The organism is Pseudomonas viridiflava, from assembly GCF_900602065.1.
Classification (GTDB): Bacteria; Pseudomonadota; Gammaproteobacteria; order Pseudomonadales; family Pseudomonadaceae; genus Aquipseudomonas.
Genome location: NZ_UWFN01000285.1, coordinates 387,976 through 414,939 on the forward strand (window position 1 = coordinate 387,976; position 26,964 = coordinate 414,939).

The 26,964-nt window shown below is 53.7% G+C and carries 16 protein-coding genes and 3 pseudogenes; 11 read left to right on the forward strand and 8 right to left on the reverse strand.

Going from position 1 to position 26,964, the window contains the following annotated elements; all coding sequences use genetic code 11:
• Positions 1 to 58: 58 nt before the first annotated feature.
• From EE949_RS20155 to EE949_RS29520, 4 genes are all read right to left on the reverse strand, one after another.
• Positions 59 to 1,417: a dicarboxylate/amino acid:cation symporter gene (locus EE949_RS20155; protein ID WP_122665898.1), complete on the reverse strand. Its 1,359-nt coding sequence runs from the start codon at positions 1,415 to 1,417 to the stop codon at positions 59 to 61.
• Positions 1,418 to 1,863: 446 nt separating this feature from the next.
• Complete coding sequence (locus EE949_RS20160) at positions 1,864 to 3,210, reverse strand: ATP-binding protein (protein ID WP_122665899.1); 1,347 nt, start codon at positions 3,208 to 3,210, stop codon at positions 1,864 to 1,866.
• A complete protein-coding gene (locus EE949_RS20165; protein WP_122665900.1) occupies positions 3,207 to 3,884 on the reverse strand; it encodes a response regulator transcription factor in 678 nt (225 codons plus the stop codon). Before EE949_RS20165 ends, EE949_RS20160 begins: the two co-directional genes overlap by 4 nt.
• Before the next feature lie 292 nt (positions 3,885 to 4,176).
• Positions 4,177 to 4,560: a hypothetical protein gene (locus EE949_RS29520; protein ID WP_162874720.1), complete on the reverse strand. Its 384-nt coding sequence runs from the start codon at positions 4,558 to 4,560 to the stop codon at positions 4,177 to 4,179.
• Positions 4,561 to 4,745: 185 nt separating this feature from the next.
• On the opposite strand from EE949_RS29520, the gene EE949_RS20175 reads away from it, so the two are divergent.
• Both EE949_RS20175 and EE949_RS20180 read left to right on the forward strand, forming a co-directional pair.
• The gene (locus EE949_RS20175) at positions 4,746 to 5,540 is read left to right on the forward strand and encodes a dienelactone hydrolase family protein (RefSeq protein WP_122665901.1); all 795 of its coding nucleotides are present in this window, start codon (positions 4,746 to 4,748) and stop codon (positions 5,538 to 5,540) included.
• 258 nt (positions 5,541 to 5,798) lie between these two features.
• On the forward strand, positions 5,799 to 6,524 hold the full coding sequence (locus tag EE949_RS20180) for a 4'-phosphopantetheinyl transferase family protein (RefSeq protein ID WP_205505167.1): 726 nt from the start codon (positions 5,799 to 5,801) through the stop codon (positions 6,522 to 6,524).
• A 147-nt stretch (positions 6,525 to 6,671) separates the two neighbouring features.
• On the opposite strand, the gene fhuF is transcribed toward EE949_RS20180, so the two are convergent.
• On the reverse strand, positions 6,672 to 7,352 hold the full coding sequence (gene fhuF / locus EE949_RS20185; RefSeq protein WP_122665902.1) for a siderophore-iron reductase FhuF: 681 nt from the start codon (positions 7,350 to 7,352) through the stop codon (positions 6,672 to 6,674).
• Positions 7,353 to 8,216: 864 nt separating this feature from the next.
• Between fhuF and EE949_RS20190 the strand changes: the two genes are divergently transcribed.
• From EE949_RS20190 to EE949_RS20210, 6 genes and pseudogenes are all read left to right on the forward strand, one after another.
• Entirely contained in the window at positions 8,217 to 11,129 is a 2,913-nt protein-coding gene (locus EE949_RS20190; protein WP_122665903.1) for a ribonucleoside-diphosphate reductase subunit alpha, read from the forward strand.
• A 191-nt stretch (positions 11,130 to 11,320) separates the two neighbouring features.
• Complete coding sequence (locus tag EE949_RS20195; RefSeq protein WP_122665904.1) at positions 11,321 to 11,491, forward strand: YhfG family protein; 171 nt, start codon at positions 11,321 to 11,323, stop codon at positions 11,489 to 11,491.
• A 56-nt stretch (positions 11,492 to 11,547) separates the two neighbouring features.
• A complete protein-coding gene (locus EE949_RS20200) occupies positions 11,548 to 12,084 on the forward strand; it encodes a Fic/DOC family protein (RefSeq protein ID WP_240350675.1) in 537 nt (178 codons plus the stop codon).
• Between the two features lie 309 nt (positions 12,085 to 12,393).
• A pseudogene (locus tag EE949_RS30310) lies at positions 12,394 to 12,906 on the forward strand (MCP four helix bundle domain-containing protein); the annotation flags it as partial.
• A 600-nt stretch (positions 12,907 to 13,506) separates the two neighbouring features.
• Positions 13,507 to 14,034: pseudogene (locus EE949_RS30315) on the forward strand (methyl-accepting chemotaxis protein); the annotation flags it as partial.
• Between the two features lie 1,079 nt (positions 14,035 to 15,113).
• On the forward strand, positions 15,114 to 16,361 hold the full coding sequence (locus EE949_RS20210; protein ID WP_087272475.1) for a ribonucleotide-diphosphate reductase subunit beta: 1,248 nt from the start codon (positions 15,114 to 15,116) through the stop codon (positions 16,359 to 16,361).
• Between the two features lie 298 nt (positions 16,362 to 16,659).
• On the opposite strand, the gene EE949_RS20215 is transcribed toward EE949_RS20210, so the two are convergent.
• The gene (locus EE949_RS20215) at positions 16,660 to 16,890 is read right to left on the reverse strand and encodes a helix-turn-helix domain-containing protein (protein ID WP_122665906.1); all 231 of its coding nucleotides are present in this window, start codon (positions 16,888 to 16,890) and stop codon (positions 16,660 to 16,662) included.
• A 95-nt stretch (positions 16,891 to 16,985) separates the two neighbouring features.
• Here EE949_RS20215 and EE949_RS20220 point away from each other — a divergent pair, with 95 nt between their 5' ends.
• Positions 16,986 to 17,441: a hypothetical protein gene (locus EE949_RS20220; RefSeq protein WP_122665907.1), complete on the forward strand. Its 456-nt coding sequence runs from the start codon at positions 16,986 to 16,988 to the stop codon at positions 17,439 to 17,441.
• A 1,274-nt stretch (positions 17,442 to 18,715) separates the two neighbouring features.
• Here EE949_RS20220 and EE949_RS20225 read toward each other — a convergent pair.
• Positions 18,716 to 19,207: pseudogene (locus EE949_RS20225) on the reverse strand (transposase); the annotation flags it as partial.
• Here EE949_RS20225 and EE949_RS29525 point away from each other — a divergent pair.
• Positions 19,206 to 19,682 carry a hypothetical protein gene (locus tag EE949_RS29525; protein ID WP_162874721.1) on the forward strand — a complete coding sequence of 159 codons (477 nt, stop codon included), beginning with the start codon at positions 19,206 to 19,208 and terminating at the stop codon, positions 19,680 to 19,682. The pseudogene EE949_RS20225 and the gene EE949_RS29525 overlap by 2 nt on opposite strands.
• A gap of 10 nt (positions 19,683 to 19,692) precedes the next feature.
• On the forward strand, positions 19,693 to 21,168 hold the full coding sequence (locus EE949_RS20235) for a hypothetical protein (protein WP_122665909.1): 1,476 nt from the start codon (positions 19,693 to 19,695) through the stop codon (positions 21,166 to 21,168).
• 782 nt (positions 21,169 to 21,950) lie between these two features.
• On the opposite strand, the gene EE949_RS20240 is transcribed toward EE949_RS20235, so the two are convergent.
• Positions 21,951 to 26,951, reverse strand: a complete 5,001-nt coding sequence (locus tag EE949_RS20240; RefSeq protein ID WP_122665910.1) for a calcium-binding protein — start codon at positions 26,949 to 26,951, stop codon at positions 21,951 to 21,953.
• Positions 26,952 to 26,964: the final 13 nt, after the last annotated feature.

The following is a 26,964-nucleotide window of genomic DNA, read 5'->3' on the forward strand; positions in this document are numbered from 1 at the left end:
AATCGCAGCCATAAAAAAACCCATCCGAAGATGGGTTTTTCAATAACGCGGGCTGTTGTTAAACAGGTTTACGCGTCGGGATCGGGCGGGTCACTGGCTCTTCAGCCAGCTCGGCAACACCCAGATCATCTACTGGAGCGGTGTTGTCGATACCACGACCACCGGAAGCCAGCTCGGTTTGCAGCTTGTCGGTATCCAGCTCGCCAACCCACTTGGCAACCACGACGGTGGCTACAGCGTTACCAACCAGGTTGGTCAGTGCGCGGGCTTCGGACATGAAGCGGTCGATACCCAGGATCAGCGCCAGACCGGCAACCGGCAGGTGGCCAACAGCCGACAGGGTTGCAGCCAGTACGATAAAGCCACTACCGGTCACGCCAGCAGCACCTTTGGACGACAGCAGCAGAACCAGCAGCAGGGTGATCTGGTGGGTGATGTCCATGTGGGTGTTGGTCGCCTGAGCGATGAACACGGCCGCCATGGTCAGGTAGATCGAAGTACCGTCCAGATTGAACGAGTAGCCAGTCGGGATCACCAGACCTACTACTGATTTCTGTGCACCCAGACGCTCCATTTTGATCAGCATGCGAGGCAGTGCCGATTCCGAAGAGGAAGTACCCAGTACGATCAACAGCTCTTCACGGATGTAGCGGATCAGTTTCAGAACGCTGAAGCCGTGAGCGCGGCAGATGCCACCCAGCACGATCAGAACGAACGCTACGCAAGTGATGTAGAAGCAGATCATCAACTGGCCGAGCTGCACCAGCGAGCTCACACCGTAAGCACCGATGGTGAACGCCATGGCGCCGAAAGCACCGATTGGCGCGAGCTTCATGATCATGTTGATGATGTTGAACATCACGTGGGCAAAGCGATCGATGAAGTCCAGAACCGGCTTGCCGTAAGCACCCAGGCGGTGCAGCGCGAAGCCGAAGATCACCGAGAACATCAGCACTTGCAGGATATCGCCGTTAGCGAATGCACCCACGATGGTGTTCGGAATCACGTTGAGGATGAAGCCGACGACGCTCTGATCCTTACTCGCGGTGACATAAGCCGCGATCTTGGAAGCATCCAGCGTGCTTACGTCGATGTTCATGCCGGCACCCGGCTGAACAACGTTGACCACAACCAGACCGATCAGCAGGGCAATAGTCGATACGATTTCGAAGTACAGCAGCGCGTAGCCGCCAGTCTTGCCTACCGACTTCATGTTCTGCATGCCAGCGATACCGCTAACAACCGTACAGAAGATGATCGGGGCAATGACCATTTTGATCAGTTTGATGAACCCGTCGCCCAGCGGCTTGAGGGCCTTGCCGGTGTCAGGATAGAAGTGGCCGATAAGAATACCGATCACGATGGCTACGATGACCTGGAAGTACAGCGATTTATACAGGGGCTGACGAGTCGTCATGGAAAGATCCTCAAGAGCACCAGCGCCATCAAGTCATGTGATGAACGCGGTACCTAACGAGCTAACCCTCCTGCAACTGGAGGGATTTGTTTTGTCGAGCTGCACGGGCAGACCTCTCACACGTATCGCAAGGCTCATGCCACTTTTGCGAAAAACACTGAAACGTATGTAAACCGGTGTGTTGGAGTTTAGCTGCGGTTTGGAGAACCGCTCAAAGGTGGCGGATTTCCGCCGATTGACGGAAGAAAATCATCAGGAGTGGCGGGTATCCGCCGACATAGCCAGCAAAATGCCACCCACTGTTAAAGGCCAATACGCTTATGGCGGGGGCGACCTGTTGGAGCGAGGCTTGCCCGCGAATCAGTCGATGAGGTCGGTGGAGAAGACCGCGTCATCACTCTTCGCGGGCAAGCCTCGCTCCAACAGTCCCACGCGCAGCAGCGGGCCTACCCCGCAAAGAAATGAATTCTGAAAGCAGCGCCACCCAGTGGCGAGTCATCCAGCGTTAGCCGCGCGTTGTAGCTTTCGATGATGTCCTTGACCACCGCCAGGCCAATGCCTTGCCCGGGGTTTTGCCGGTCCAGCCGTTCGCCACGCTGCAGAATACGTTCACGCTGGTGTTCCGGGACGCCAGGGCCGTCGTCTTCGACGCACAACTCATCCCCGGAGCCGGAAGTGCGCAAGCTGACACGCACCTGCCCCAGGCACAGCCGGTATGCGTTTTCCAACAGGTTGCCAAGCATCTCCAGCAACGCGCCCTCTTCCATTGGCACTACGCATTCGTCCGGCAACTCCAGCGTCACTTTGACCTGCTTGTCGCGATAGACCTTTTCCAGGGTATTGCACAGGCTTTCCACCACAGGCCTGAGCGGGACATGATGACGCACCAGCCCGCTTTTACGCAGGCTGGCTCGCTGCAGTTGATAGCCGATCTGCTGACTCATGCGCTCGATCTGCGCTTGCAGAATGCGCGCCTGCTCCACATCCTCAGGACGTTTGGCGATGTTTTCACTGACGCCCTGCAACACCGCGAGCGGCGTTTTCAGGCTGTGCGCCAGGTCATCAAGGGAATCGCGGTAACGGATACGCTGCTCGCGCTCGCTGCTCAACAAGCGGTTCAATGAGCCGGTCAGGCGCAACAGTTCGCTGGGATGATTTTCACTGAGGCTTTCACGCTGGCCGGATTCCACCTGGTCCAGCTCCTGACTTAAACCCCGCAGAGCACGCAGCCCCCAGGTCAGCCCCAGCCAGAGCAGCGCCAGCAATACGATCAATGCCGCGCCGAAGCCCAGATAAAGCTTCTGCCGCAGCTCGGTGACCGTTTCCTGATAACCGCGTACCGGTTGCAGGGCGACAATACTGAAAGCGGCATTCCGGCCGCCCAGCAATTTGATTTCCACGTCATAAACGAAGAACTCTTCGCCGTTGGACTCTCTGATGGTGGTGAACTCGCTGCCCTTGCCGTCATACCGCGGCTGGTAGTCGATGTACTCATCTTCAGTGGCCAGCGAGCGCCAGACCAGCTCCCCCTGACGGTTGTAGATGTAACCCAGCAAGCGTGAGCCGGGCAGGTTGAATTGCTCGCCGGGCAACACCGACGGCATCAACAGACGACCATTTTCGACCCGCGCCGCCGAAATCAGCGTGGTCACGTCCGACGCCAGGCGCTGCTCGATAGAGCCACGCAACGCCAGGCTGAATGCGCCCTGCAAGGCAGGCAGCATTAGCAGCATGAAGATAACCGCGAGGGTCGCCGCGCCGATCAACAGGCGCAGGTGCAGCGAACGAATCATGTACAGCGCTCGTTGAACAAGTAGCCCAAGCCGCGAACGGTTTCGATAGGCTTGAAGGCCACGGAGCCTTCGATCTTGCGCCGCAGACGGCCGACCAGCACCTCGATCACATTCGGATCGCGTTCGTCGTCATCGGGATAGAGCTGCTCCATCAGCCGCTCTTTGGCCACCACCTGCTGATGGTGGCGCATCAGGTATTCGAGAATCCGGTACTCGTAGGCGGTCAGTGCCAACGGTTGCTCATCCAGCGTCGCCTGCTTGCGGTTCAGGTCCAGATGCAGAGGCCCGGCCACGATCGTCGAATGGGTAAACCCGCTGGCCCGACGCAGCAAGGCATTGAGGCGCGCCTCCAGCTCTTCGAACTGAAACGGCTTGACCACGTAATCATCAGCCCCGGCGGCCAGCCCTTCGACCTTGTCCTGCCAGTTGCCGCGAGCGGTCAGGATCAGAATCGGAAACGCCTTGCCGAGGATCCGCAACTGACGAATCAGCTCCAGACCGCTCATGCCCGGCAACCCGAGATCGATCACCGCCAAATCATGATTGAACTGGCCAACCTGATACAGCGCCTCCTCAGCGTTGGCGACCGCCTCGACGATATGGCCAGCCTCGGTCAATCGGGTTTGCAAGTGATGGCGCAACAACGCCTCATCCTCAACCACCAGCAACTTCATGAAGCTCTCCCGGGTGATGTTTCACGTTCTAAAATCAATCTGCCCCCTGTGGGAGCCAACGCTTACCAAACAAACTGTAATCTTCCAGATTGCCCCTATTCTGTAGGAGCTCACCGAGGTGACGAGGCCAGCGATGGCGGAGTGTCAGACAGATCGCTATCGCTGGCCTCGTAACCTCGGTGAGCTCCTACAGGTTCAATGCGGACCGCAAGACGCGGCATGGCAGACCACCGCGCTTGGTTCTTCGCGGGCAAGCCTCGCTTCAACAGGTTCCTGCTTGCACGGACATAACTCACAGCACCTGCTGCACCGGCTTCCAGCTTTGCGAGCTGCCCTCTTCAGCATTCAGCACAGCTGAATGAGGCTGGTGCAGATCATAGTGCCCCGACAGCGTTTTCTGCGCGACCGGCACACCGTTATAAGTCCCGGACAGGCTGTCATACGCCGCCGAATAATATAGCCGGTCGGCGTGAGGCTGATCATCAGCCTGCTGACTCAAGTCCTGGCTCCAGACACTCCCGCCGTAAGCCTTGCTGCTCTCGCCAAACCTGTCGACCCGCTCGCCGCTTTTGTTCAGCGGCGTTCGAGACGCTTCATTGCCACTGTCCGCCGCCTGCGCCGCAGCGCTGCCGCCAAGAAAAGCCAGAGCCAGGAAAAACTTGTTGAACGTCATCATGGTGTAGTCCTCTCGCGCCAAGCGCTGTTCAGGTACGACACCAGACTAGTCTGCACGCCCTGAACCGGCCCTGAACACCTGCTGAACCCGCGCTGAACAACTATCTACCGCATCCAATAAAAAACAACCGTCACAATGCGCTAGTCTTCTTCACCACTCTCAATGTTGTATGGAAGGAGCTGAGCATGCGTATCTGGATCGCATTAATGATGATGGGGCTGGCAGGTCTCGCCCAAGCGGCCATCAAGACCGAGCAGGTCAACTATAAAAGCGCCGACGGCACCCCGCTGGTGGGTTATTACGCGTATGACGACGCCATCAAAGGCCAGCGCCCGGGCATCATTGTGGTCCACGAATGGTGGGGCCTGAACGACTATGCCAAACGCCGCGCCCGTGATCTTGCAGCTTTGGGCTATAGCGCCATGGCCATCGACATGTACGGCGAAGGCAAGAACACCGAACACCCCAAAGACGCCATGGCCTTCATGCAGGCAGCCTTGAAGGACGGGGACGCCGCCAACAAACGCTTTGACGCCGGACTGGAGCAACTGAAGAAACAACCCCAGACCGATCCGAAAAAAATCGCCGCCATTGGTTACTGCTTCGGCGGCAAGATTGTGCTTGATGCAGCCCGTCGCGGCGAACCGCTGGCTGGCGTGGTCAGCTTCCACGGCGCACTGGTCACCAACACCCCGGCCCAACCCGGCGGCGTGAAAGTGCCGATGCTGGTCGAGCATGGCGCCAAGGACAGCATGGTCACCCCGGAAAACGTAACCGCCTTCAAAAATGAAATGGACAAGGCTGGTGCCGACTATAAATTCGTCAGCCTCGCCGACGCCAAACACGGCTTCACCAACCCCGACGCCGACCGCCTCAGCCACGGCGAACACGGCGGCCCGGACATCGGCTACAACAAAGCTGCCGATGAAAGCTCGTGGAAAGATATGCAGGCGTTTTTGAAGAAGGTCTTTGGCGCTTAACGACAAGCCAGTGCCCAATCACTTGAACTGAAATGCAATCCTCCTGTGGGACCGAATTCATTCGGGAAGACTGGTTGTCAGACGCCAAATATGGATTGTCTGTAGAGGCCCCTTCGCGAATGAATTCGCTCCCACGGGAATTGTGTTTGCAAGCCAACATAGAATTTCCCACAGGTTCTATGCATGTGGCGCGACATCAGGCAGTCAGCTTCAGCTCTCCGCTTCCCAGCACCGCATTCCCCCGGCAAAATGCCGTCCATGACTGAAACCCCGCACCTCCCTGCCTGCTGCCCTGTCCTCCATCACCATTGGCCCTTGCCTCATGCCTTGGCGAATGTGGCGTTGGTCAGCGGTTACTTCGACCCAAAGCAACTTGCCGATGGCGACTTCCAGCGTTGCGTCATCACGCCTCCGCCCAGCATTCAGCGCTCTGTCGCCAAACGGCAAACTGAATTCCTCGCGGGGCGTTTGTGCGCCAGAGCAGCATTGCAGCATCTGGACGGTCGCAAGTGGGTGCCGGACATCGGTGAAGACCGCGCGCCGATCTGGCCGACGGATACCTGCGGGTCCATCACCCACAGCACCGGCTGGGCAGCCGCCATCGTCGCCAACACACAGCATTGGCGTGGCCTGGGGCTGGACACTGAAAACCTGCTGAGCGTAGAACGTGCCACACGCCTGGCCGGGGAGATTCTGACGCCATGGGAAATGCAGCAAATGGCAGCAGGGCCTGCTGAACAGGTCGCCCTGCACGTCACGCTGACCTTCTCTATAAAGGAAGCGCTGTTCAAAGCGCTCTATCCCATTGTGCAAAAGCGCTTCTATTTCGAAGACGCCCAACTGCTGCACTGGTCTGCCGACGGCAAAGCCCGCCTGCGCCTGCTGACGGACTTGTCCAGCGAATGGCCCAACGGCAAAGAGCTGGAAGGGCAGTTCAGCGTGCAGGGCGAGCATGTGTTGAGTCTGGTGGCCGTAGCAGCGTGATTCACGCCATCGCAGTTTTTGAGCCCCCGCCTGCATGGCCGACGCAATCTTTGTGGGAGCGGTGCTTGCCCGCGATCAGACTGACGCAATTCTCGGGAAGACCGAGTCGCCTGAATCGCGGGCAAGCACCGCTCCCACAAAAAAAACTCAGTGCGCATCCCCCAACGGGCAATGCCCACATCGCCCTACCCACGCCACCTGATGACTCAAACAACAACTGCGCCTCTGCCGACGCGGCGGTTCACCCACGTAGCGGATGGCATTGAACAGCGGGTTGCGTCGCCCGTCACTCAGGGTCTTACTGCGCAGTAACCCATAACCCGCCTCAAGCGAGATGTCAGTCAAAGCGCCCAGTTGCACAAGGCAGCGCTCAAGGTAATCCCCGGCATTGCCCCACAGAACGGCCGGCGACACATCGCCCTGCCGGCTGAGCGTTTCAATAAAGGGATGCAGATTGTCATCCAGCAATCTGCTGAATTGCGCAGGCTGACGCTCGCCCAAGCCAAGAAACCGCAACCCGACCGGCACACCACGCTCGTCCAGCGCCAAAGCGATCTGATCAAGCTGCAACGGCCAGCGCCAGCCGTGTACCAAACCCGCTACCAGTACCGGCGGGATCACTTGCATGAAGTAGTACTTGGACCACTGCGACACCAGCACAGGCCGATGACTGGCCAGCAACTCAGCGCCATAGATATTCAGCAACAGCGCATCCAGCGCTTCGGCCTGCAAGAGCGCCGGCAACGCCCGCACTGGACGCGGGTCATCGTCCGCCAGCAGGCCTTGGCCGAAGCATTCAAGTGCACCGCTGAATAATGAGTGGGCCATTGGGTTTCCTGAAGATAATGGGGCTCTCATTCTGCACGAACTGCGACTGCGTGCATGACACCACACTCTCCCGCGGCAACCGTTCAACCTGTAGGAGCTGCCGAAGGCTGCGAAACAATGTGTCTGGTGAACCACCTTCGCAGCCTGCGGCAGCTCCTACAGGAAGAGCATCCGCATTCGCGCAAACCATCCGCCAAGCCACAAAACCCCACAATTCTAGCGACCATTGCTACCAAGCACACCACATGCCAAACCGGCCTTGCCAGAGGCATTTTTTGTGATAGGGTTCGCGCCCGCAAAAATCCAATGACAACCGTAAAAAAAGCTTAATAAGCCTCAAAGCCGGCTCGGTCCAGTAGTTATGCGGCCTACACGGGATACGGAGCTTTCATACACCAATTACACACAGCTTTATCCACAGGTAGTGCGTTGCAATTGGTGTCCAAAACGCTTTATCTTGTAGCCCGGCTTCAACAACAACCCTACATGTAGGGTTTTACGGTAAAAACCCAACACAAGTCGAATAGGGATTTCAAGCATTTTTCTTAGGTCTTGAGGGTGGAACCAACGGCTCAATCAGCAGCCAAAGCAGCGCCCCATACACCTGAGCATGCATCCCTCCTTCGACCGCAACGAATCCGAGCATTTGTTGCAATATTTAACAGGCACCATCCAGTAGATTCCCCAGGGCAGCGAGCAACGATTCGCTGCCTTTTTGACTTCAAAGCCAGGGACGGTGAAATCCGCCATCCCCATTCCGTTTTGAGGTCGTTACAGCCGACGCTTGTCGACTGAATGCCTACAAACCGGATCGGTGGGTGCTTAACCAGCGCCCAAACAAACATAGAGAACGTGGAGACACCCATGCAAACAGACACAACTCGCGAGAACTCGCCGAATCCGGCGCCGCAGACAAGCCAGTCCCAACAGGATCTGTCCGCGACCGCTCCCGGCCAGCTGCGCGTGATCAAGCGTAACGGCACCGTCGTCGCCTACACCGACGACAAAATCACCGTCGCTATCACCAAAGCGTTTCTTGCAGTTGAGGGCGGCACCGCCGCTGCGTCTTCGCGCATCCACGACACCGTGGCCCGTCTGACCGAACAAGTTACCGCCACCTTCAAGCGTCGCATGCCTTCGGGCGGCACCATCCACATCGAAGAAATCCAGGACCAGGTTGAACTGGCCCTGATGCGTGCCGGCGAGCAGAAAGTCGCTCGCGACTACGTCATCTACCGTAACGAGCGCTCCAAAGAGCGTGCCGTTCGTGGCACCGACGCACCGGTCGACGCCCACCCTTCGATCCGCATCACCCGCGCTGACGGTAGCGTTGCGCCGCTGGACATGGGTCGTCTGAACACCATCGTTACTGAAGCGTGTGAAGGCCTGGCTGAAGTTGACGCCAACCTGATCCAGAACGAAACCCTGAAAAACCTGTACGACGGCGTGGCGATGAAAGACGTCAACACCGCACTGGTGATGACCGCCCGTACCCTGGTTGAGCGTGAGCCGAACTACTCGTTCGTGACCGCCCGCCTGCTGATGGACACCCTGCGCGCTGAAGGCCTGAATTTCCTGGAAGTGGCTGAAAGCGCTACTCACCACGAAATGGCCGATCTGTACGCCAAGGCGCTGCCTTCGTACATCGCCAAAGGCATTCAGTTCGAATTGCTGAACCCGATCCTGGCCACCTTTGACCTGGAAAAACTGGGCAAGGCGATCAACCACGAGCGCGATCAGCAGTTCACCTACCTGGGCCTGCAAACCCTGTACGACCGTTACTTCATCCACAAGGATGGCGTGCGTTTCGAACTGCCGCAGATCTTCTTCATGCGTGTGGCCATGGGCCTGGCAATCGAAGAGAAAGCCAAGGAAGACCGTGCCATCGAGTTCTACAACCTGTTGTCGTCCTTCGACTACATGGCGTCGACTCCTACGCTGTTCAACGCCGGTACCCTGCGTCCGCAGCTGTCCAGCTGCTACCTGACCACCGTTCCGGACGACCTGTCGGGCATTTACCACGCCATCCACGACAACGCCATGCTGTCCAAATTCGCAGGCGGTCTGGGCAACGACTGGACGCCGGTTCGTGCTTTGGGTTCGTACATCAAAGGCACCAACGGCAAATCCCAGGGCGTTGTACCGTTCCTGAAAGTCGTGAACGACACCGCCGTAGCCGTTAACCAGGGTGGCAAGCGCAAAGGCGCTGTGTGTGCTTACCTGGAAACCTGGCACATGGACATCGAAGAGTTCATCGAGCTGCGCAAGAACACCGGTGATGACCGTCGTCGTACCCACGACATGAACACTGCCAACTGGATCCCTGACCTGTTCATGAAGCGTGTCTTCGATGACGGCAAATGGACCCTGTTTTCGCCTTCCGAAGTACCGGACCTGCACGACCTGACCGGTAAAGCCTTCGAAGAGCGTTACGAGTACTACGAAGCCCTGAGCGAATACCCAGGCAAGATCAAGCTGTTCAAGACCATCCAGGCCAAAGACCTGTGGCGCAAGATGCTCTCGATGCTGTTCGAAACCGGCCACCCATGGCTGACCTTCAAAGACCCGTGCAACCTGCGTAGCCCGCAGCAGCACGTGGGCGTGGTTCACAGCTCGAACCTGTGCACCGAGATCACCCTGAATACCAACAAGGACGAGATCGCGGTCTGCAACCTGGGCTCGATCAACCTGCCGAACCACATCGTGGGCGGCAAGCTGGACACCGACAAGCTCAAGCGCACCATCGACGTCGCCGTTCGCATGCTCGATAACGTTATCGACATCAACTACTACTCGGTGCCTCAAGCGAAGAACTCCAACTTCCGTCACCGTCCGGTGGGTCTGGGCATCATGGGCTTCCAGGACGCGCTGTATCTGCAGCACATCCCTTACGGTTCCGACGCGGCTGTCGAGTTCGCCGACCGTTCGATGGAAGCTGTCAGCTACTACGCGATCCAGGCGTCTTGCGACCTGGCCGACGAGCGCGGTGCCTATGAGACGTTCCAGGGTTCGCTGTGGTCCAAAGGCGTACTGCCGCTGGACTCGCAACAGATCCTGATCGAGCAGCGTGGCCAGAAGTACATCGACGTTGACCTGAACGAAACCCTGGACTGGGCGCCAGTACGTGCCCGTGTACAGAAAGGTATTCGTAACTCCAACATCATGGCCATCGCACCGACCGCGACCATCGCCAACATCACGGGCGTATCGCAGTCGATCGAACCGACCTACCAGAACCTGTACGTGAAATCGAACCTCTCGGGCGAATTCACCGTGATCAACCCGTACCTGGTCCGCGACCTCAAAGCCCGCGACCTGTGGGACTCGGTCATGATCAACGACCTGAAGTACTACGACGGTTCGGTACAGCAGATCGAGCGCATCCCGCAGGAACTCAAAGACCTGTACGCCACCGCGTTCGAAGTCGACACCAAGTGGATTGTTGACGCAGCAAGCCGTCGTCAGAAGTGGATCGACCAGGCTCAGTCCCTGAACCTGTACATCGCTGGCGCATCGGGCAAGAAGCTGGACGTGACCTACCGCATGGCTTGGTACCGTGGTCTGAAAACCACTTACTACCTCCGCGCCCTGGCCGCGACCAGCACCGAGAAGTCCACCGTTAACACCGGCAAGCTCAACGCAGTATCGAGCGGCGGCCACGGCCCGGACGACTCGGCGATCACCGCCCCGCGTCCAACCGAAGCAGCACCAGCCGGTCCAGCACCAGTGCCTAAGGCCTGCGCCATTGACGAGCCGGATTGCGAGGCTTGCCAATAAGGCAATCTTGAAAGCGGCCTCGCTCTCCCTCTGGAATGATATTCCTTGTGGGAGCGAGGCTTGCCCGCGATAAGGTCACCCTGCTGTAACTACCGAAATACAAACCGGGAGCCTCAAACCCTTCCGGCCTCTCGCTGAAACACCACTCCTTCCGCTACACTAAGCGTCTTTCCAATCTGGAGGTCGCCAACATGCCAACACCCTCCCTCGCTGCAAAAAAAGCCTACTGTGCCAAAACGCGCAAATCGAACTATGCCGCCAGTCTGCGTTTGGAAGGTTTTGACAGCACTCCGCTTGATGCAGAACGCTCTCTTCCAACTCGTGAAGAACTGCTAAAAACCTATCGAAAAAAACAGACCTGATGCTCGACAAATAGGGTACCGGCCAGGATCCATACTGCTATCCCGGTACAACGGTTTTGCGTAACAGCCTGAGCCTGACTAATGACGCCATATTGGCTGAGGCAGAGCGCGCTCTTTCTGAGGTAGCGGCGGACTCCATCGAATTCGCCCCACCGCCTTATCGTCTTTCCTACCTTAAAAATCTTCACCTTCGCTTATTTACCGACCTCTACGACTGGGCTGGTGAGCTTCGTACCGTGGACATCTCAAAAGGAGATACCCACTTTTGCACGACGAGTCGCATTGAGCCCGAAGCTGAAAAACTATTCACTTTGCTGGCCGAGGCTGACTGGTTTCAAGGTATGGACAGGGCACAACTTGTTAAAGCGAGTGCCGAAATGTTCGGTGACTTGAACGTCGTCCATCCTTTCAGGGAAGGAAACGGCAGAACGCAGCGGATCCTTTTTGAACACATCATTGTAAACGCAGGGTATGAAATCAGTTGGTGGGCTGTAGACGCTGAAGAATGGACAAAAGCGAATATTGACGCAGTGGTTTGCGATTACGCAGCACTGACTGACGTATTCGAACGATGCATCGGGCAACCTATCTGAACTTGAGATTCCGCCACTGCGCAGCACGTGCAAAATACTCTCCCGCCAATAAATCTGACACCACAGATCCCTCCAAATGAAGCCCAATCCTGTAGGAGCTCACCACAGAGTGCTCTACGAAATAACATCGAAAACGCCCGCATCCATTCAAATGAATGGGTTAGAAAATCTCATAGCATGACACTATCCATCCCGTAGCCACCCTCAATTGGGCGTCCATGCCACCTGAGGATATCTTCCCGCTACGCGCAACAGATGGCGCATTGACACCAACGCGCTTCAGCAGATTGTTTCCCACGAGTTCACCTCATGAAAAACCCGATCTCCCTCGCATCACGCATCGGCCTGGGCTTTGCCGCCATCGTGTCGCTGCTTGTTTTAATTACCGCCGTGGGTATCCAACGGGTGGGGTTCATCGACTCCACCCTCGAAGACGTCAGCGACAACGCCGCCAAAGTGCAGCGCTACGCCATCAACTTCCGCGGCAGCGTTCACAACCGCGCGATCGCTATTCGCGATGCCGTGCTGGTCAATAATGATCGTGATCTTGAAACTCACCTCGCTGAAGTCAGCCGCCTGCAAAAAGACTACGTCGACTCGGCGACCCCGTTGGACCAACTGTACGCAAGCAACACCGTCAGCCCGCAGGAGCAATCGATGCTCCGCGCCATCAAAGACATCGAACAGCGCACCCTCGCCGCCACCGACAAACTGATCAGCGTGCGGCGCAGCGGCGACATCGCGGCCGCCCAGGCATTACTGCTCAATCAGATATCCGCCGACTACAGCGAGTGGCTCAAGCGCATCAACGCCCTGATCGACCACGAAGAAGCGTCAATCAAATCGCAGCTCAATGAAGTGCAAACCACCGCCAGCCAGTTTCGCGGTTTGATGTTGCTGGCGACTGGCGTGGCCCTGCTGCTGAGCGTCTTCCTGTCGGTCATCATCATCCGCTTCGTCAAATCCACCCTTGGCGCAGAACCTACCGAAGTGGCCCAAGCCATTCAGCGTCTGGCCGCGGGCGACCTGCAACAAAGCATCGTCACGCCCTACCCCGACAGCGTCATGGGCGTACTGAAAACCGCCCTCAGCCGCCTGGCCGACACTATTACCCAAGTGCGCATGGCCGCCCAGGAAGTGAATCAGTCGTCCACGCTCCTGTCCGCCACGTCGATCACCAACAACGACCAGATCAACCTGCAAACCCGTGAAGCAGAACAAGTGGCCACCGCCATCACGCAAATGGCAGCCACCGTCAACGAAGTCACCGGTTACGCGTCTCAAGCCGCTGACGCAACGCGTTTGGCCGATGGCGAAGTGGTGAGCGGTAACCAACTGGTCGCCGACACCACCCTGGCGATCGAACACCTGGCCACCTCACTGGCGGAAACCACCCTGACCGTGGAACGGGTATCCAAACAAAGCGAAGAGATTGAGAGCGTGATCGACGTCATCAACTCCATTGCCACGCAAACCAACCTGCTGGCCCTCAACGCGGCCATTGAAGCGGCGCGGGCGGGTGAGCACGGCCGAGGCTTTGCGGTGGTCGCCGATGAAGTGCGCTCGCTGGCCAACCGCACCCAGCGCTCGACCCAAGACATACGGGACATGATCAGCACCCTGCAAAGTGGCACTGAAACCGCCGCGCAAACCATGCGTGACAACTGCGAACTGGTCGGCCGCACCGTCGAACAAACCCGCAACGCACAAGGCGCGCTGTCCAAAATCAGTAAGGAAGTGGGCGCCATCAACCGCATGAACGCCCAAATCGCCAGCGCATCGGTGCAGCAAAACAGCGTGGCCGAAGAAGTCGCCATCAACATCAACCGCATCCACGGCTCAACCGTGCAATCGGCAACCGGCTCAAAACAAGTGGCCACCGCAAGCCAGGAACTGGCAAAACTGGCAGACCGCCTCACCCAGAAAGTGGCGTTCTTCAAGGTCGGCTAACCCAAGTCCACCCCGGCACGCCTCCTGTGGGAGCCGGGCTTGCCCGCGATAAACGATAATGCGGTAGACCCGCCCACCACTGAACCTGTTGGAGCGAGGCTCGCCCGCGAAGAACGATGACGCAGCATCACTGCCACACCACCCGCCCCTGTGGGAGCTGGGCTTGCCCGCGATAAACGATGACGCGGTATCACTCCAAACCGCAGCGCCCCCATCGCGAGCAAGCTCAGCTCCCACAATGCCCGCCCACCACCGAACCTGTGGGAGCGAGGCTTGCCCGCGAAGAACGATGACGCGGTATCGCTCCAAACCGCAGCGCCCCCATCGCGAGCAAGCTCAGCTCCCACAATGCCCGCCCACCACCGAACCTGTGGGAGCGAGGCTTGCCCGCGAAGAACGATAACGCGGTATGACTCCAAACCGCAGTAAGCGCCAAACGGTAGGAGCGAACTTGTTCGCGAGCCGCCCGTACAGCCACAGCAAACCTCAGCCAAACACCACCCAGTCGACCACCACCACACCAACCGTTGGTCACCTGAAAATCCCCACCGCACGCCCCCACCCCGCCGCACCCCCCGGTATCCAAGGCATAGAGAAACATTGACCCCCGTCAAGCCAGAATCCCACACCGCAAATGCGTCGCAACGACACATTGCCGGACACCCTCATGACCTATATGCTGTGTTTCGAAATATGAAAAACACTACATAAGGGATTTCCGCCGCATTTACGGCCGTACCTTCTCCGCTGAGAATGAACCCGCAAATGCAAAAGAAAAAAGCGAAAATCCTTCCTCAAACGCAGTCACGGATGAACAAGTGTCGGGCGAAATCTGTATAATCCCGCGCTCGCTCCAAGGTACTCAAATGACCCTTTGCACACGCAATGCTGTCTTGCCTGAAAGCCACCTTGAGTCCCCGTTTTGTTCGCCTGTAAGGCCCACAGCCGCGGCAGCAAATCCACTGATCGATCCGCTGCATCACAATCAGGTCGATCCTGAGTAATACCCGAAAATTCCGTTGCCAGCGTCATCCACTCGACGCAGGCACTACATCCTTTGAAATTCAGGAGCTTCCACCATGCTGAGCTGGGACGAATTCGATAAAGAAGACGGCGAAGTAGCCACCAAAGCAACCAACGCCGGTCACGCTAACGAAGCCAACATGGACCGCCTCGACAGCGCCGGTGGCGCCGCAGCCACCGAAGCTCGCGCCGTTACCGAGAAAGACTCCCCTGCCCTGATCCGTGCCAAAAAAGCACTGGACGCACTGGACGTCGCCGAAGGCCTGGCTGAACTCGAAGGCGCCAGCGCCCGCGTTGCCGTTGACGAAAAAATGATGATCAACTGCCGCGCCGACCTTAACCAGCTCGTGCCATTCAAGTACGACTGGGCCTGGCAGAAGTACCTGGACGGTTGCGCAAACCACTGGATGCCGCAAGAAGTCAACATGACCGCCGACATCGCCCTGTGGAAAGACCCACAAGGCCTGACCGACGACGAGCGCCGCATCGTCATGCGCAACCTGGGCTTCTTCTCCACCGCCGACTCCCTGGTTGCCAACAATCTGGTACTGGCGGTGTACCGCCTGATCACCAACCCGGAGTGCCGCCAGTACATCCTGCGCCAGGCCTTCGAAGAAGCGATCCACACTCACGCTTACCAGTACTGCATCGAATCGCTGGCCATGGATGAAGGCGAGATCTTCAACATGTACCACGAGATCCCATCGGTCGCGAAAAAAGCCGCCTGGGGCCTGAAATACACCCGTTCGATCTCCGATCCTAAGTTCGAAACCGGCACCGTCGAAACAGACAAAGAACTGCTGCGCAACCTGATCGCCTACTACTGCGTACTGGAAGGCATCTTCTTCTACTGCGGCTTCACGCAGATCCTGTCCATGGGCCGTCGCAACAAAATGACCGGCGTCGCCGAGCAGTTCCAATACATCCTGCGCGACGAATCCATGCACCTGAACTTCGGCATCGACGTGATCAACCAGATCAAAATCGAAAACCCACACCTGTGGGACGCCGAGATGAAGGAAGAAGCCAGCCAGATGATCCTGCAAGGCACCCAGCTGGAAATTGAATACGCACGCGACACCATGCCGCGCGGCGTACTGGGCATGAACGCCGCGATGATGGAGGACTACCTCAAATTCATCGCTAACCGTCGCCTCTCGCAAATCGGCTTGAAAGAAGAATATCCGGGGACTACTAACCCGTTCCCATGGATGTCCGAAATCATGGACTTGAAGAAAGAGAAGAACTTCTTCGAGACTCGGGTTATTGAGTATCAGACTGGTGGGGCGTTGAGCTGGGATTGATTTGATTCCCCTTATTTTTCAGCGAAGATTAGATTTTTTTCAGTATTTCTGAACTGAAGTCTTACATTGGTGCAAAATTGCCACATGAGTCCGATCAGGCTATGTGGCAATATGCAGCTGGCGTAATCTGTGGCTGGGGATGGTCGAAGGCACCGTCGTACTGCTTTGTAAAAATGCAGTCGGTGGTAGCTTAGGCTGGATATGAAGGTTCTCAGGTGGTTGGGCACGCATACGACTTGCCCACTTGATCAGATTACTTTGCCGATGATGGCTTAATTTAGGTCTGGCAGAAGCTGCATTATTTAACTGGTATCAGCTCCAGCGTGAGCCTTACCAAGTCCAACGGCGAACAGTCTAAAGCTTCTGCAAGAGAAAAAACGGTTTCTAATGTTGGCTGGTGATGGCCTCGCTCCATCAAACTAATATAGTTGCGTTGCAGGCCAGCCTGATATGCAAGCGCTTCCTGCGTGATCTTCCGATTCAATCTCGCTTCACGCAATACCTTACCAAATGCAATTGCTGTATCCACTCACTCCCTCCTATCAGAAAGGCACTGTGAGGTAGAGCAATACAGACGTCTTCACAGTATACTGTGAATATTCATGCTTATTAGAGAGAGCTTAAATGGGCGAACTGATGATCTTAGTAGCTGACGAATGTGGCGAGGACTCGCCCAGCGATCTTAGAGACTTGGAAGGTCGCATCGCGCTCGATAGGTTCGAGCATGAAGGGGACCGACCTTTATTCTTGATTTTCCACTGGTGTAAGGAATCGAACAGCAAGCGTCACAGTATGTCTATGGTTGATAGCTTCCTGAAAGTTGAAGACTTCCTAGCTAGACGTTACAAACACGAAACTTTCAAATATGAAGTTGAAAAAATACTTATAATCCTCCCTCCAGGCCCTAGCACAGGCAGAGGTTGGGTGGTGAAACGATTAATTAAAGCCACCATCAAAAACACAAAAAACGAACCGCCTCAAGTCATATATCAAACACCTCGCAAGGACTATCAGTATTTATTGGAGAGCCCTGAAAGCAAGGGCAAAACCGAATGGAATGTATTACTAAAAAACAGATGAGACATTGGAAATTGATCAACCTTGACAGAGCTTGCTTATTCTAATTTAGCAATCAGGCTATCCGTAAACGTTAATTATGTAAGCTTGGCTCAGCCAATACCTACACAGCTCGATTTACTAGCGAATTGCGGTTAAGGCTAACTATAGTACGGCCTATCGATATCTCCGGAGCGCCTAAGTCAGCCAGCAAGCCGCCCAATTGGTTCCAGTAAGCTTCCATTTTCCAATACGCGATTGAGAAACCTTTCCTGATCTGCAGATCTGTTGCGAAGTAGATCTCTGGACTCGGCTTCGAGAACAGCCTTCATATGCCATTTGCGCGTTTTTACCTTTCGCCGACCTTTCATTCACTTGACCCCGCCAGATGATATTTATAGCCATCATTACTGATTCAAAGATAGTCACATTAGCAGAAAACCTCTACAAAGAAATGTATAAAATATTTACAACGGTTACACATAGATCTATTTCGCGTAGGCAGTGACAACTGAATCTCTATTCCAAACCCTTTTAAACATCCCGAACTGGTCGTTGCCTCGATGCTTGTCGGTATATCTCTTAATCCTAACCGTGATCTTTTTCATATTACTCATCGAAGTCTATCTCACAAAAGCAAGGTAGTGTCTTAATATCGAAATGACGCTGTATCTACAAACGCTATTTTAAATTTTATCGCAATTCTAGCTATTGAAACGTTGCGGTGCATTGAGGACAGCAATTGCTCGAAGAGTCCCTAAGTAACCTAACACACCCATCATTGCTGCAGTCAGTTGCTCTGCCAGTTTGTCCTCTGACCACGACTTAAGGTCAATCAACGTCAGCTTAGGGGGAGCGTTACTCACCCCCCAGCGATCAGCAAAAAAGTGAGCAACCTTGCCGGAGTCTTTGCGCTATCGAGTTGATGAGCAAATTCGTTCCGGAGTTTGTTAAGCGCGTCGAGTGCCGGCCAGATCGCGTCGGCACCAGGAGTCGAGTCGAACACTAACTGATTGTTTTAAATATAGTCATTATGAGATAAGTTCAGTTATACCTCTTCGAATATCCTTAGCTGGCTCAGCTCTACATTTTCTATGTGCCGCCGGCGACAACGTATCAATTAGCCCCGTCTGTTCATAGCGAATTTGCGCGTTGACCGACCGGGTTACGCAACGCCAGTAAATCCCCAACTGCGTTGAGTGACGTTTTTAAGAGGTGCTGAATTGAACTGTCGGATACTTCCTCGCCTCTTGGCGTCGTTGACGCTTGGCCCGAACCTGCTCGTATTTCTCAACTTCATCATCGCCAGGTACGCCACGTTGCCGACTGGCATCTGCCTTGATGACGCTGGCGTCGACCGCAAACCCTTCGCCCTTGACCAGACCTGCGTCCATCCAGCGACGCAGCACCTCGTTGAATAGCCAGCGAAACAGAGAGCTGTCACGAAAACGACCGTGGCGGTTCTTGGAAAACGTAGAGTGATTGGGGACTTCGTCTTCGAGGCTCAAGCGACAGAACCAGCGATACGCCAAGTTCAAATGAGCCTCTTCGCACAACCGACGTTCGGAGCGAATGCCGTAGCAGTAGCCCACCACCAACAGGCGAATCATCAGTACGGGATCAATCGATGGGCGCCCGGTTGGGCTATAAAAATCGGCGAGATAATGGCGCGGATCGCTGAGATCAAGGCATCGATCAATGCTGCGCAGGAGGTGATTGGCTGGGATGTGATCTTCAATGTTGAACGAGTAAAACAGTCTCTCTTGTCCGCTCGACAATTGTCCCATCATGCTGCAAATCCTCCCGCTGGCCGATGACCTGATTTTGCCGCAGGCCAAGCAGGATCTACTTTTTCAACAGAATCGACCAGCAGCTGTCAGTCGCATATTTCGCGGGAGATTCGCCCTTCACCTTTCACTTCCCAAGGCTGACACTCTCCGTCGCTCTCATCCTGAGGGCATCATAGACACGATTGAGAGACGAATAATGAAAGACTACCTCGACAAGAAAAAGCTGCTCATCCGTCAAGGCCATCAGCTTTGGAACCTCCATAACGCCCTGCTCGAAAACCCAGAAGAGGTAGTGATCGGCGAGATGGCCAACGTGTATAAAGAGGTAGGCCGAGTGAAAACCATAGCCGAAGGCATGGTTCTGGCTGGTGCCAATATCACCGCCTACCGCAGCACCGAAGAAGGAGAGCGGGTGATGCAGCGCACCCGTAACAATCTCAAAACCCGCCCAAAGGGCGACCCACTGTTGGCTTGAGGAGAGAGAAATGGACCGCACGTTCAGCACCATCGAGCGTGCGCTCGACGACGAGTTCAAACGCGTGGAGCGAGAGTATCCCAACCGAGAGATTAAGACGGCCGTTGAGGACGGTATCGTCCGAAAGGTCATCCGCGAAATTCTTTCCTTGCCACCCCATGCAAAAGTTCCGGGTACAACTCTCGAACATAGCTTGCTGGAGAGTGTTATCTGCCTGGTGAGCTTTCACAACAGAAAATGGCTGAGTGAAATTCAGGTTGCGATCCCTTACAGTCGGCTCATTTCGACCGTACGCCCGAAAGACGCGCGCTTAAAAGCCAAGGTACCAATACGCACGGTGCCCAATGAGGGCGTAGCCCCTTTCATGTTGTCGGACATGCAACTCCGCAACTACTTTCTTAAATGGCTTTTGATGTGTGTGCCTAAATCCGAATTGAGGGTGTTTCCCCACCTGCTTTCACTGTTTAACCAAAATGAAGACGCGGCAGAAACGACTGATCGGTTAGAGGTCGTAATGGAGTCAGGAGCTTGGGAGGTTCTGGGGAAATGTCAAAAGTTTGTGTATTCCTCCGAAAAGAAGGCGCGCCCAGCGAAGAAAAAAAGAAAAAAAGTTCAGAACTACAGCAGCGAAGATATAAAAACCATTCATGCAAAAATCATTGAATCTACGACACGGAGCGTAGCTGAAAGCACTTGGCGCACTGATCTCCGAAACACGCCACCTAGCCATGATGGGTTGTTCGCCAAACTGCTGATTAATACTGCTCTCAATCGATTCATTCTGGAGAACTGGGCGTACGAGGAGCGGAGCCTGTCGGTGGCTGAAATTCACTCGGGCTTTTTATCAGAGCTGGAGAAATCTGCTCCTGAAGGGCTAACCCAGATGCTCAGCGGGTACCGTACCGAGGGAGTAACACGCCACCGTGATCTCGCATCGAGGATACTCTCGTACTCTCTTTCGAATCACAAAAGTGGCCTAACACCTACTGTGGTCGAAGCGCTTGATGCGCAAAGCGAAGCAGTGCTCGCAAGCGCGGCGTTGCGGGAGTACGAGGCGGAAGGTGAAGTGAACCGTAGTTTTAGTCTCGATATTGAGATATCACGCGCCATGATCTGGTTGGCTCTAGCGTGGATTTATCTCAACGATAAGACACTACCCAATGAAAACCCTACCCTCCATGCGACAGGCTTTCGCCCCGTGTCACGTCGAGCTAGAGCTACGCAAATCGGTCAAAACATGGTTTCGCTAAGACGCCTCCTTTCATCACTACTGCTGAACCATCATCATAAACATCCGTCTGCAGAGCGAAGTGCACTGCACGCGAGGTGGGTCATTGATGTGAGAAACATAGTAATTAGAACGCTCTTAGAAAATTTCAAACAAGCAACCCTATCTCAGTGGGACAGCGCCCTGGCGAGCGGGTTGACGGATATCCAACTGAGTGATCTGCTGGTCCGCTGCGGCCTGCCTTTGAGACCCAAGTAGTATAAAAAACCACTTCATGCCGAAGCGATCACTCATACACGCGTTCGCCTTCCGGCTTGGCGATTGCACCTCAAAACGTATTCACTTGGTCGCCAGACTATTATATTGGCAAGAGTCCTCTCACCAGCATCCTCTATGTCGCTTGTAAGAAGTGCCCGAGCCATAGCATGGGACTGACAGTACGGGTGATGTGCCACTGGCGTATTATTGTCCTCAGCAAATTAATGCGACGGTAGACAGGCTTCCCCGATCCAACTGCGTCCTACCCCTCCTCTGTAGGAGGTTTCAACCGGAGGCCCAGGTCACGTGGCGATCCCAAGGTGCCGAGAATAAACTAAGCCTAATGCTCTACGCGCGCAGGGTTCGCTATGGACCTGTTAGGCGGGAGTGATGATTATCTTTCAGATGCTTACATTGAACCTGAGCCCCCTATAACGGAGCTTACAGGGCAATTATAGTAAGCGAGTTAATTTAGGATATTTGGGGAAGGTCAATCGTCTAAGCTTACTCAGGGCGTTTAGTTCAACCTAGGAAGACGCTTGCCAGCTTGAATGCCTTGAAATACTGTAACAATTGGACATAAATACAACTGAAGCGCCTTTGGCACCCATGACTGATTTGGTAAAAAGTGAAAGGGATCGCCCCCCTCTTGTACCGCGGTTTTTTTATAGCTGAAAATAGGCGGGAAAATAGAGCCTTGAAATAGACACACAAGTAAATGTCTGCGAAGAGTGATCAAGGTGGACAATGCCCACCTTGACTTTACTAACGTTGAAACCGAATCATGTCCATGCGGTGGAAATAGTTATATCAAGTTGCTGCCTCTGCTCCTGCGTGAGATTTATTTCACCGCCCGAAGGCGATCCGAATGATGCCATAATATTCACGAGACCTTGCACCTGATTAGCTACGAGCTCATGGCCGTCCGAAGTGACAATTTTATCGAGCTGATTGTCTACTGATGAGAACCAAGAATCAACAGTTACAGAATCATCGGAGCCTAAGTGAGAAATAATAAGAGAGTCTCCAACTTGACTTAACCAGAGATCCGATGCAAATATCTCCGAGCCAAAATGCAACTCATCAGACTCACCCTCTAAAACAGCATGATTGAATACTATGTCTTGACCAGACCCTGACTCGAAAATGTAGGTATCCGATCCCCGTCCGCCAACTAGGATATCATCCCCTTGACGACCATTGATTATGTCATTCCCCGAACCACCGGTTAACCGATCTGAAACACTTGTGCCAAGTAGGTTCTGGTCATTTTTTATACTGCCTGTACTAGTAAAGCCAACGCCATCGCTCCATACGGCTGAGTTTATGAAACCACCATTTTCAGTAACCAGTTCAGACAAACTAGTCAACTGATCAGCATCGGTGCCGCGAACAAACAAATGTTCAAGTTCAGCCGCTGAATAGAGCTTAACTCGAGTTTCGCTCTCATGTGTCGAGTCCTTATAGTCAAAGCTGACAAATATGGCTCCCCCCTCATTGTAGACCGCTGCACCGCCACCATAGGCAGTCGAATATTCATCTACAATCCAGCTGTTCTCGAGAACGTTTTCCCCCATCGTATCTTGGATTGTTGCATATCCGTAAGAGCTATATGATCCGTCACGCTCTAACGAATTACTTATATCATAAACATCGTTCCCTTCGCCACCGGAGAGGAAATCAAAGCCATAATTCGAATAAAACTTATCCGCACCCTCTCCACCATACAATCTATCACTCCCCACAAAAGACTGTAACGTATCGTCTCCACTCCCTCCATGAAGTTCAACGCCGCTATCTCCCTTTGCTACTAAAATATCATTGCCTGCACCCCCTACCAGCGTATCGCTTCCGAAATAGCTGTATAATATATCGTCTCCATCGCCACCGTCGTAGTAGTCATCATCAGTTTCCCCTGAATAATTATTAGAAAAATCAAGGATCGTATCTTTCCCTACGCCGCCATATACTTTGTCATTACCATATCCACCGAACAGAGTATCATCCCCCTCTTCGCCATATATTTCATCTTCGCCACTTTGATATTCAATATTGTCAAATTCTGCAAGATCGCCATAAACGAAATCGTTACCGCTTCCAGCATAAATTACATCATCCTCCCCTCCCGCTCGGACAAAATCATCGCCCTCCCCCGCATCAATAAAATCTTTACCTGCGTGAAATGCAATTTTCTGTACCCACTCATACACATAACCAAACCCGTCGGGAGACATTGAAATTCTCGACTCCCCGCTATCTGTGTCTGATTCGATGTGGTCATCTCCGCTACCACCGAAGATTCTATCGTCGCCGGCCCCAGAGTACGCAACATCATTGCCCTTCCCTAGGTGCACAGTATCATTTCCACCGTCAGTAACTACAAAGTCATCCCCATCTTGAGCGTGTATGATGTTATTTCCACCACCACCATAGATTATGTCTCGGAGATCGGTACCTTCAATTTCATCTGAAAAACCGCTCCCGTATATAGTTGAAAAATCGTCACCCTTGCTAGCAGGAGAGAAAACGTAACCTACACCATCAACATAATAACCCGTTCGCACAGTTCCATTTTGCTGGGTCTTAATTAGCTCGGTCAAACTTATCTTTAACCCCCCATCCTCGATAAATATCGAGTCTAGATTACTCCCGCTTGCCAGAGCCACTCTTCTGCTTCCCCCGAGAGCAACTACGAATATCCCGCCATCAAGAATTACCTCAACTTGATCGACTGTGACACCTGCTAGAATATTTTCCCCTAAGTCATCAGAAATTACCGCCCTACCATCCAAACTTGCATTTATATAATAAGTATCATTTCCAAGGCCCCCTACAAGCCAATCCGAACCGTCACTAACAATAATGTCGTTACCCGACCCACCATAAACCTGATTTTTACCAGTGCCGCCATTAAGGATATCATCGCCGCCGCCGCCTTCGAGAATATCATCGCCACCTCCGCCGTATAATGTGTCAGTCTCTCCAGAACCTGTATCGTATAAATAATCCCCGTAGATATGATCGCTACCTTCATCGCCATAGATAGTATCTTGACCGCTACCACCTATAATCCTGTCATTGCCATACCCGCCGTGAATAAAGTCATTACCCCGGCCAACATCCATCCCAGTTATGCTGTCACCTAGGATGTAATCATCCCCACCGCCGCCGTAAATGGTGTCACTGCCACCATCCCCTGCAATTGTCTCGGAATCATCGCCGCCATAAATGAAATCATCTCCGGCAACAAGTGGATTAACTGGCCCCATATCCCCAAATATTGTGTTTGATCCACTTCCACCATAGATGGTATCGTTTCCTCCCCCACCCAGGATTTGATCAGCGCCCTCGCCGCCATAGATAGTGTCATCACCTTGAATGCCCAATCCGTTAGACGAGTCTCCATATATAGAGTCGTTACCCATCCCACCAAAAATAGTATCGTCCCCGCCAGCACCAGTTAAGATATCGGCCCCATTCCCCCCATCGATATAGTCGTTCCCGGCTCCTGATATGGTGTTATCACCCCTAATATTATCGTTTCCAGCCCCTCCAAAAATTCTATCTATCCCATCTCCTCCATTGATATAGTCGTCGCCATCGCCCCCGTCTATGAAATTAGACCCTGTGTATTCTCCACTGACGCTTGATCCACCCACAATATGATCGTCACCGGACCCGCCGAGTACTCGATTGTTCCCGCTGCCGCCAAATATCACATCGTTCCCGTCACCACCATCTAAGTAGTCGTCTCCCCCACCACCAAACACCCAGTCATTCCCCAGACCCGCGAGAATAGTATCAGCACCTTCTTGCAAGGCGCTTTCTACTTTAGGGCCTGTTAAATCGACTGGATAATGAAATTCGACGGCGGCTACTTCGGTTATGGATCGAGAGATATTCCAACCATTTCCATTATCAGTGACGAACTGTACTGCAGTACCTGGTTCGGATCCGTCACCCACAATTAAGTCGTCACCACCCCCACCCTCGATGTAGTCAGCATCCCCGCCACCAATAATTACATCGGTGCGATTCGAACCAAATAGCTGATCATCGCCGGCACCACCATCCAACCAATCACCGAAGTCCGAACTGCCGCCAACAGCTAAGTTTTCAGATGCGTCCTCCCCATATATTTTATTCTTACCATCCCCACCGAACAGGAGATCATTTCCCGAGCCCCCGGTCAGTAAATCATTTCCTTTACCCGAGTGTACTTCATCGTTGCCAGCTCCAGCGTTATACTCATCGTCCCCTCCTCGGCCACCAGTAATATAGTCATCGCCGCCCCAAGTATTGATAGTGTCATTGCCGTCGGTATCATATATGACGTCTTCAGCATCGGGCTTAAACTTAGTAGGGTCAACGATTAGATTCCCCCACTTATCATAGTCCTCTTGCACTCCTTCTTGATCAGGATCCATGTCCAACGCATCTAGATCACCATCAATAATTGGGTTTTGGCCAGGCTCGTTCTGATTCTCTGGGGGTGTGTACCCTCCCAAAACCAGCCCTAACTGGCCGCTTACATATTCATCAACCACAATGGAGCTTGCAAGGCCGTAACTTATCACCAGCTTCTCCGTGGAAGAAGATGACTCTTGTACAAGGGTAAACCTAACTTTACCGTCTTCACTAACCCAAGTGTTTGAATTTTCGGCGATTCTTTTGGCAGACGCATATCGTTGTCCATCGATATAAATTTGGCCGAGTCCGTCTTCGTCAAGAATGGTATCCATTCCAGCATCTAAACTACTAAATTTATACTTATCTGTTCCGGCACCACCGAATAGCTGATCACTGCCTCCGCCTCCAGCGAGGGTATCATCGCCATCATTTCCGTATAGTATGTCGTCACGCGCGCCCCCCGTTAGAGAGTCAGCTCCGTTCCCTGCTACGATTGCAACACCGTGCTTTTCCGCTTGTTCAGCCAGCAGTAAGCGATGTGGAAACTCCGTGTACCACGGCGCATCATCAAATTTGGTTGCAGTTAATTCATCGCCTCCGTTAGAACCATATATCACCGCCTTGCCTTGGTAGACAGTGTTAATTGAATCCAAATCCCATAACTGCTGCGTAAGAGATAAAAAATCAAGCGGTGCGGCCGCGAGTCTTAAAGCACCTTGGGCTTGATAGCTTAAATATGCAGAAGCATCTGCTTCATAGTCGTCCGCAGTGTAGACCCTAGTAGACTTAGTTTCCTCAGTAAAGTTTATTATAACTTTCCTACCGATTTCGGAAGGGTCAATTTGCGGTCTTATTATATCATTTGCGAGTTGTGTAACAGTCCCACCACCTGTAAAATCAAAATTCTCAGGCTCCCTAGGGACTATAGAGTAATTCATGATCTGCGGCGTGCCATCTTCGCCTAATACAAATCTAACATCTTGAGAAAGTTGAAAACTTCCCGAGTTCCAAACATATGTTCTTTGTACATAGTCATCAGCCCCGTCCGAGAGAGAAAGTTGATATGTGGATATTCCGTAAGAATCAACACCAAGATGAGCAGCTACCATCTGTTTTGTATACTGAACGCCGGGCTCCATCCATGATAGATCAGTACTGTCTTCAAAAAACCTTTCCACCAGCGTTGAGTTTGAACCTAATGCGAACCTGCCAGGCCCACTCGCCATATAGCTATCGACGTCAACTTCTACAGTTATATTCGCGGCATCTCTTATCAACGTCTCAGAGACTAGATCCTCGGGCTTACCGGGCAGCCCATAAAGATAAAGATTTGTCATAACATCGATTGTTAATTCATTCCAACTGTAATTCATATAAACCCCCAAT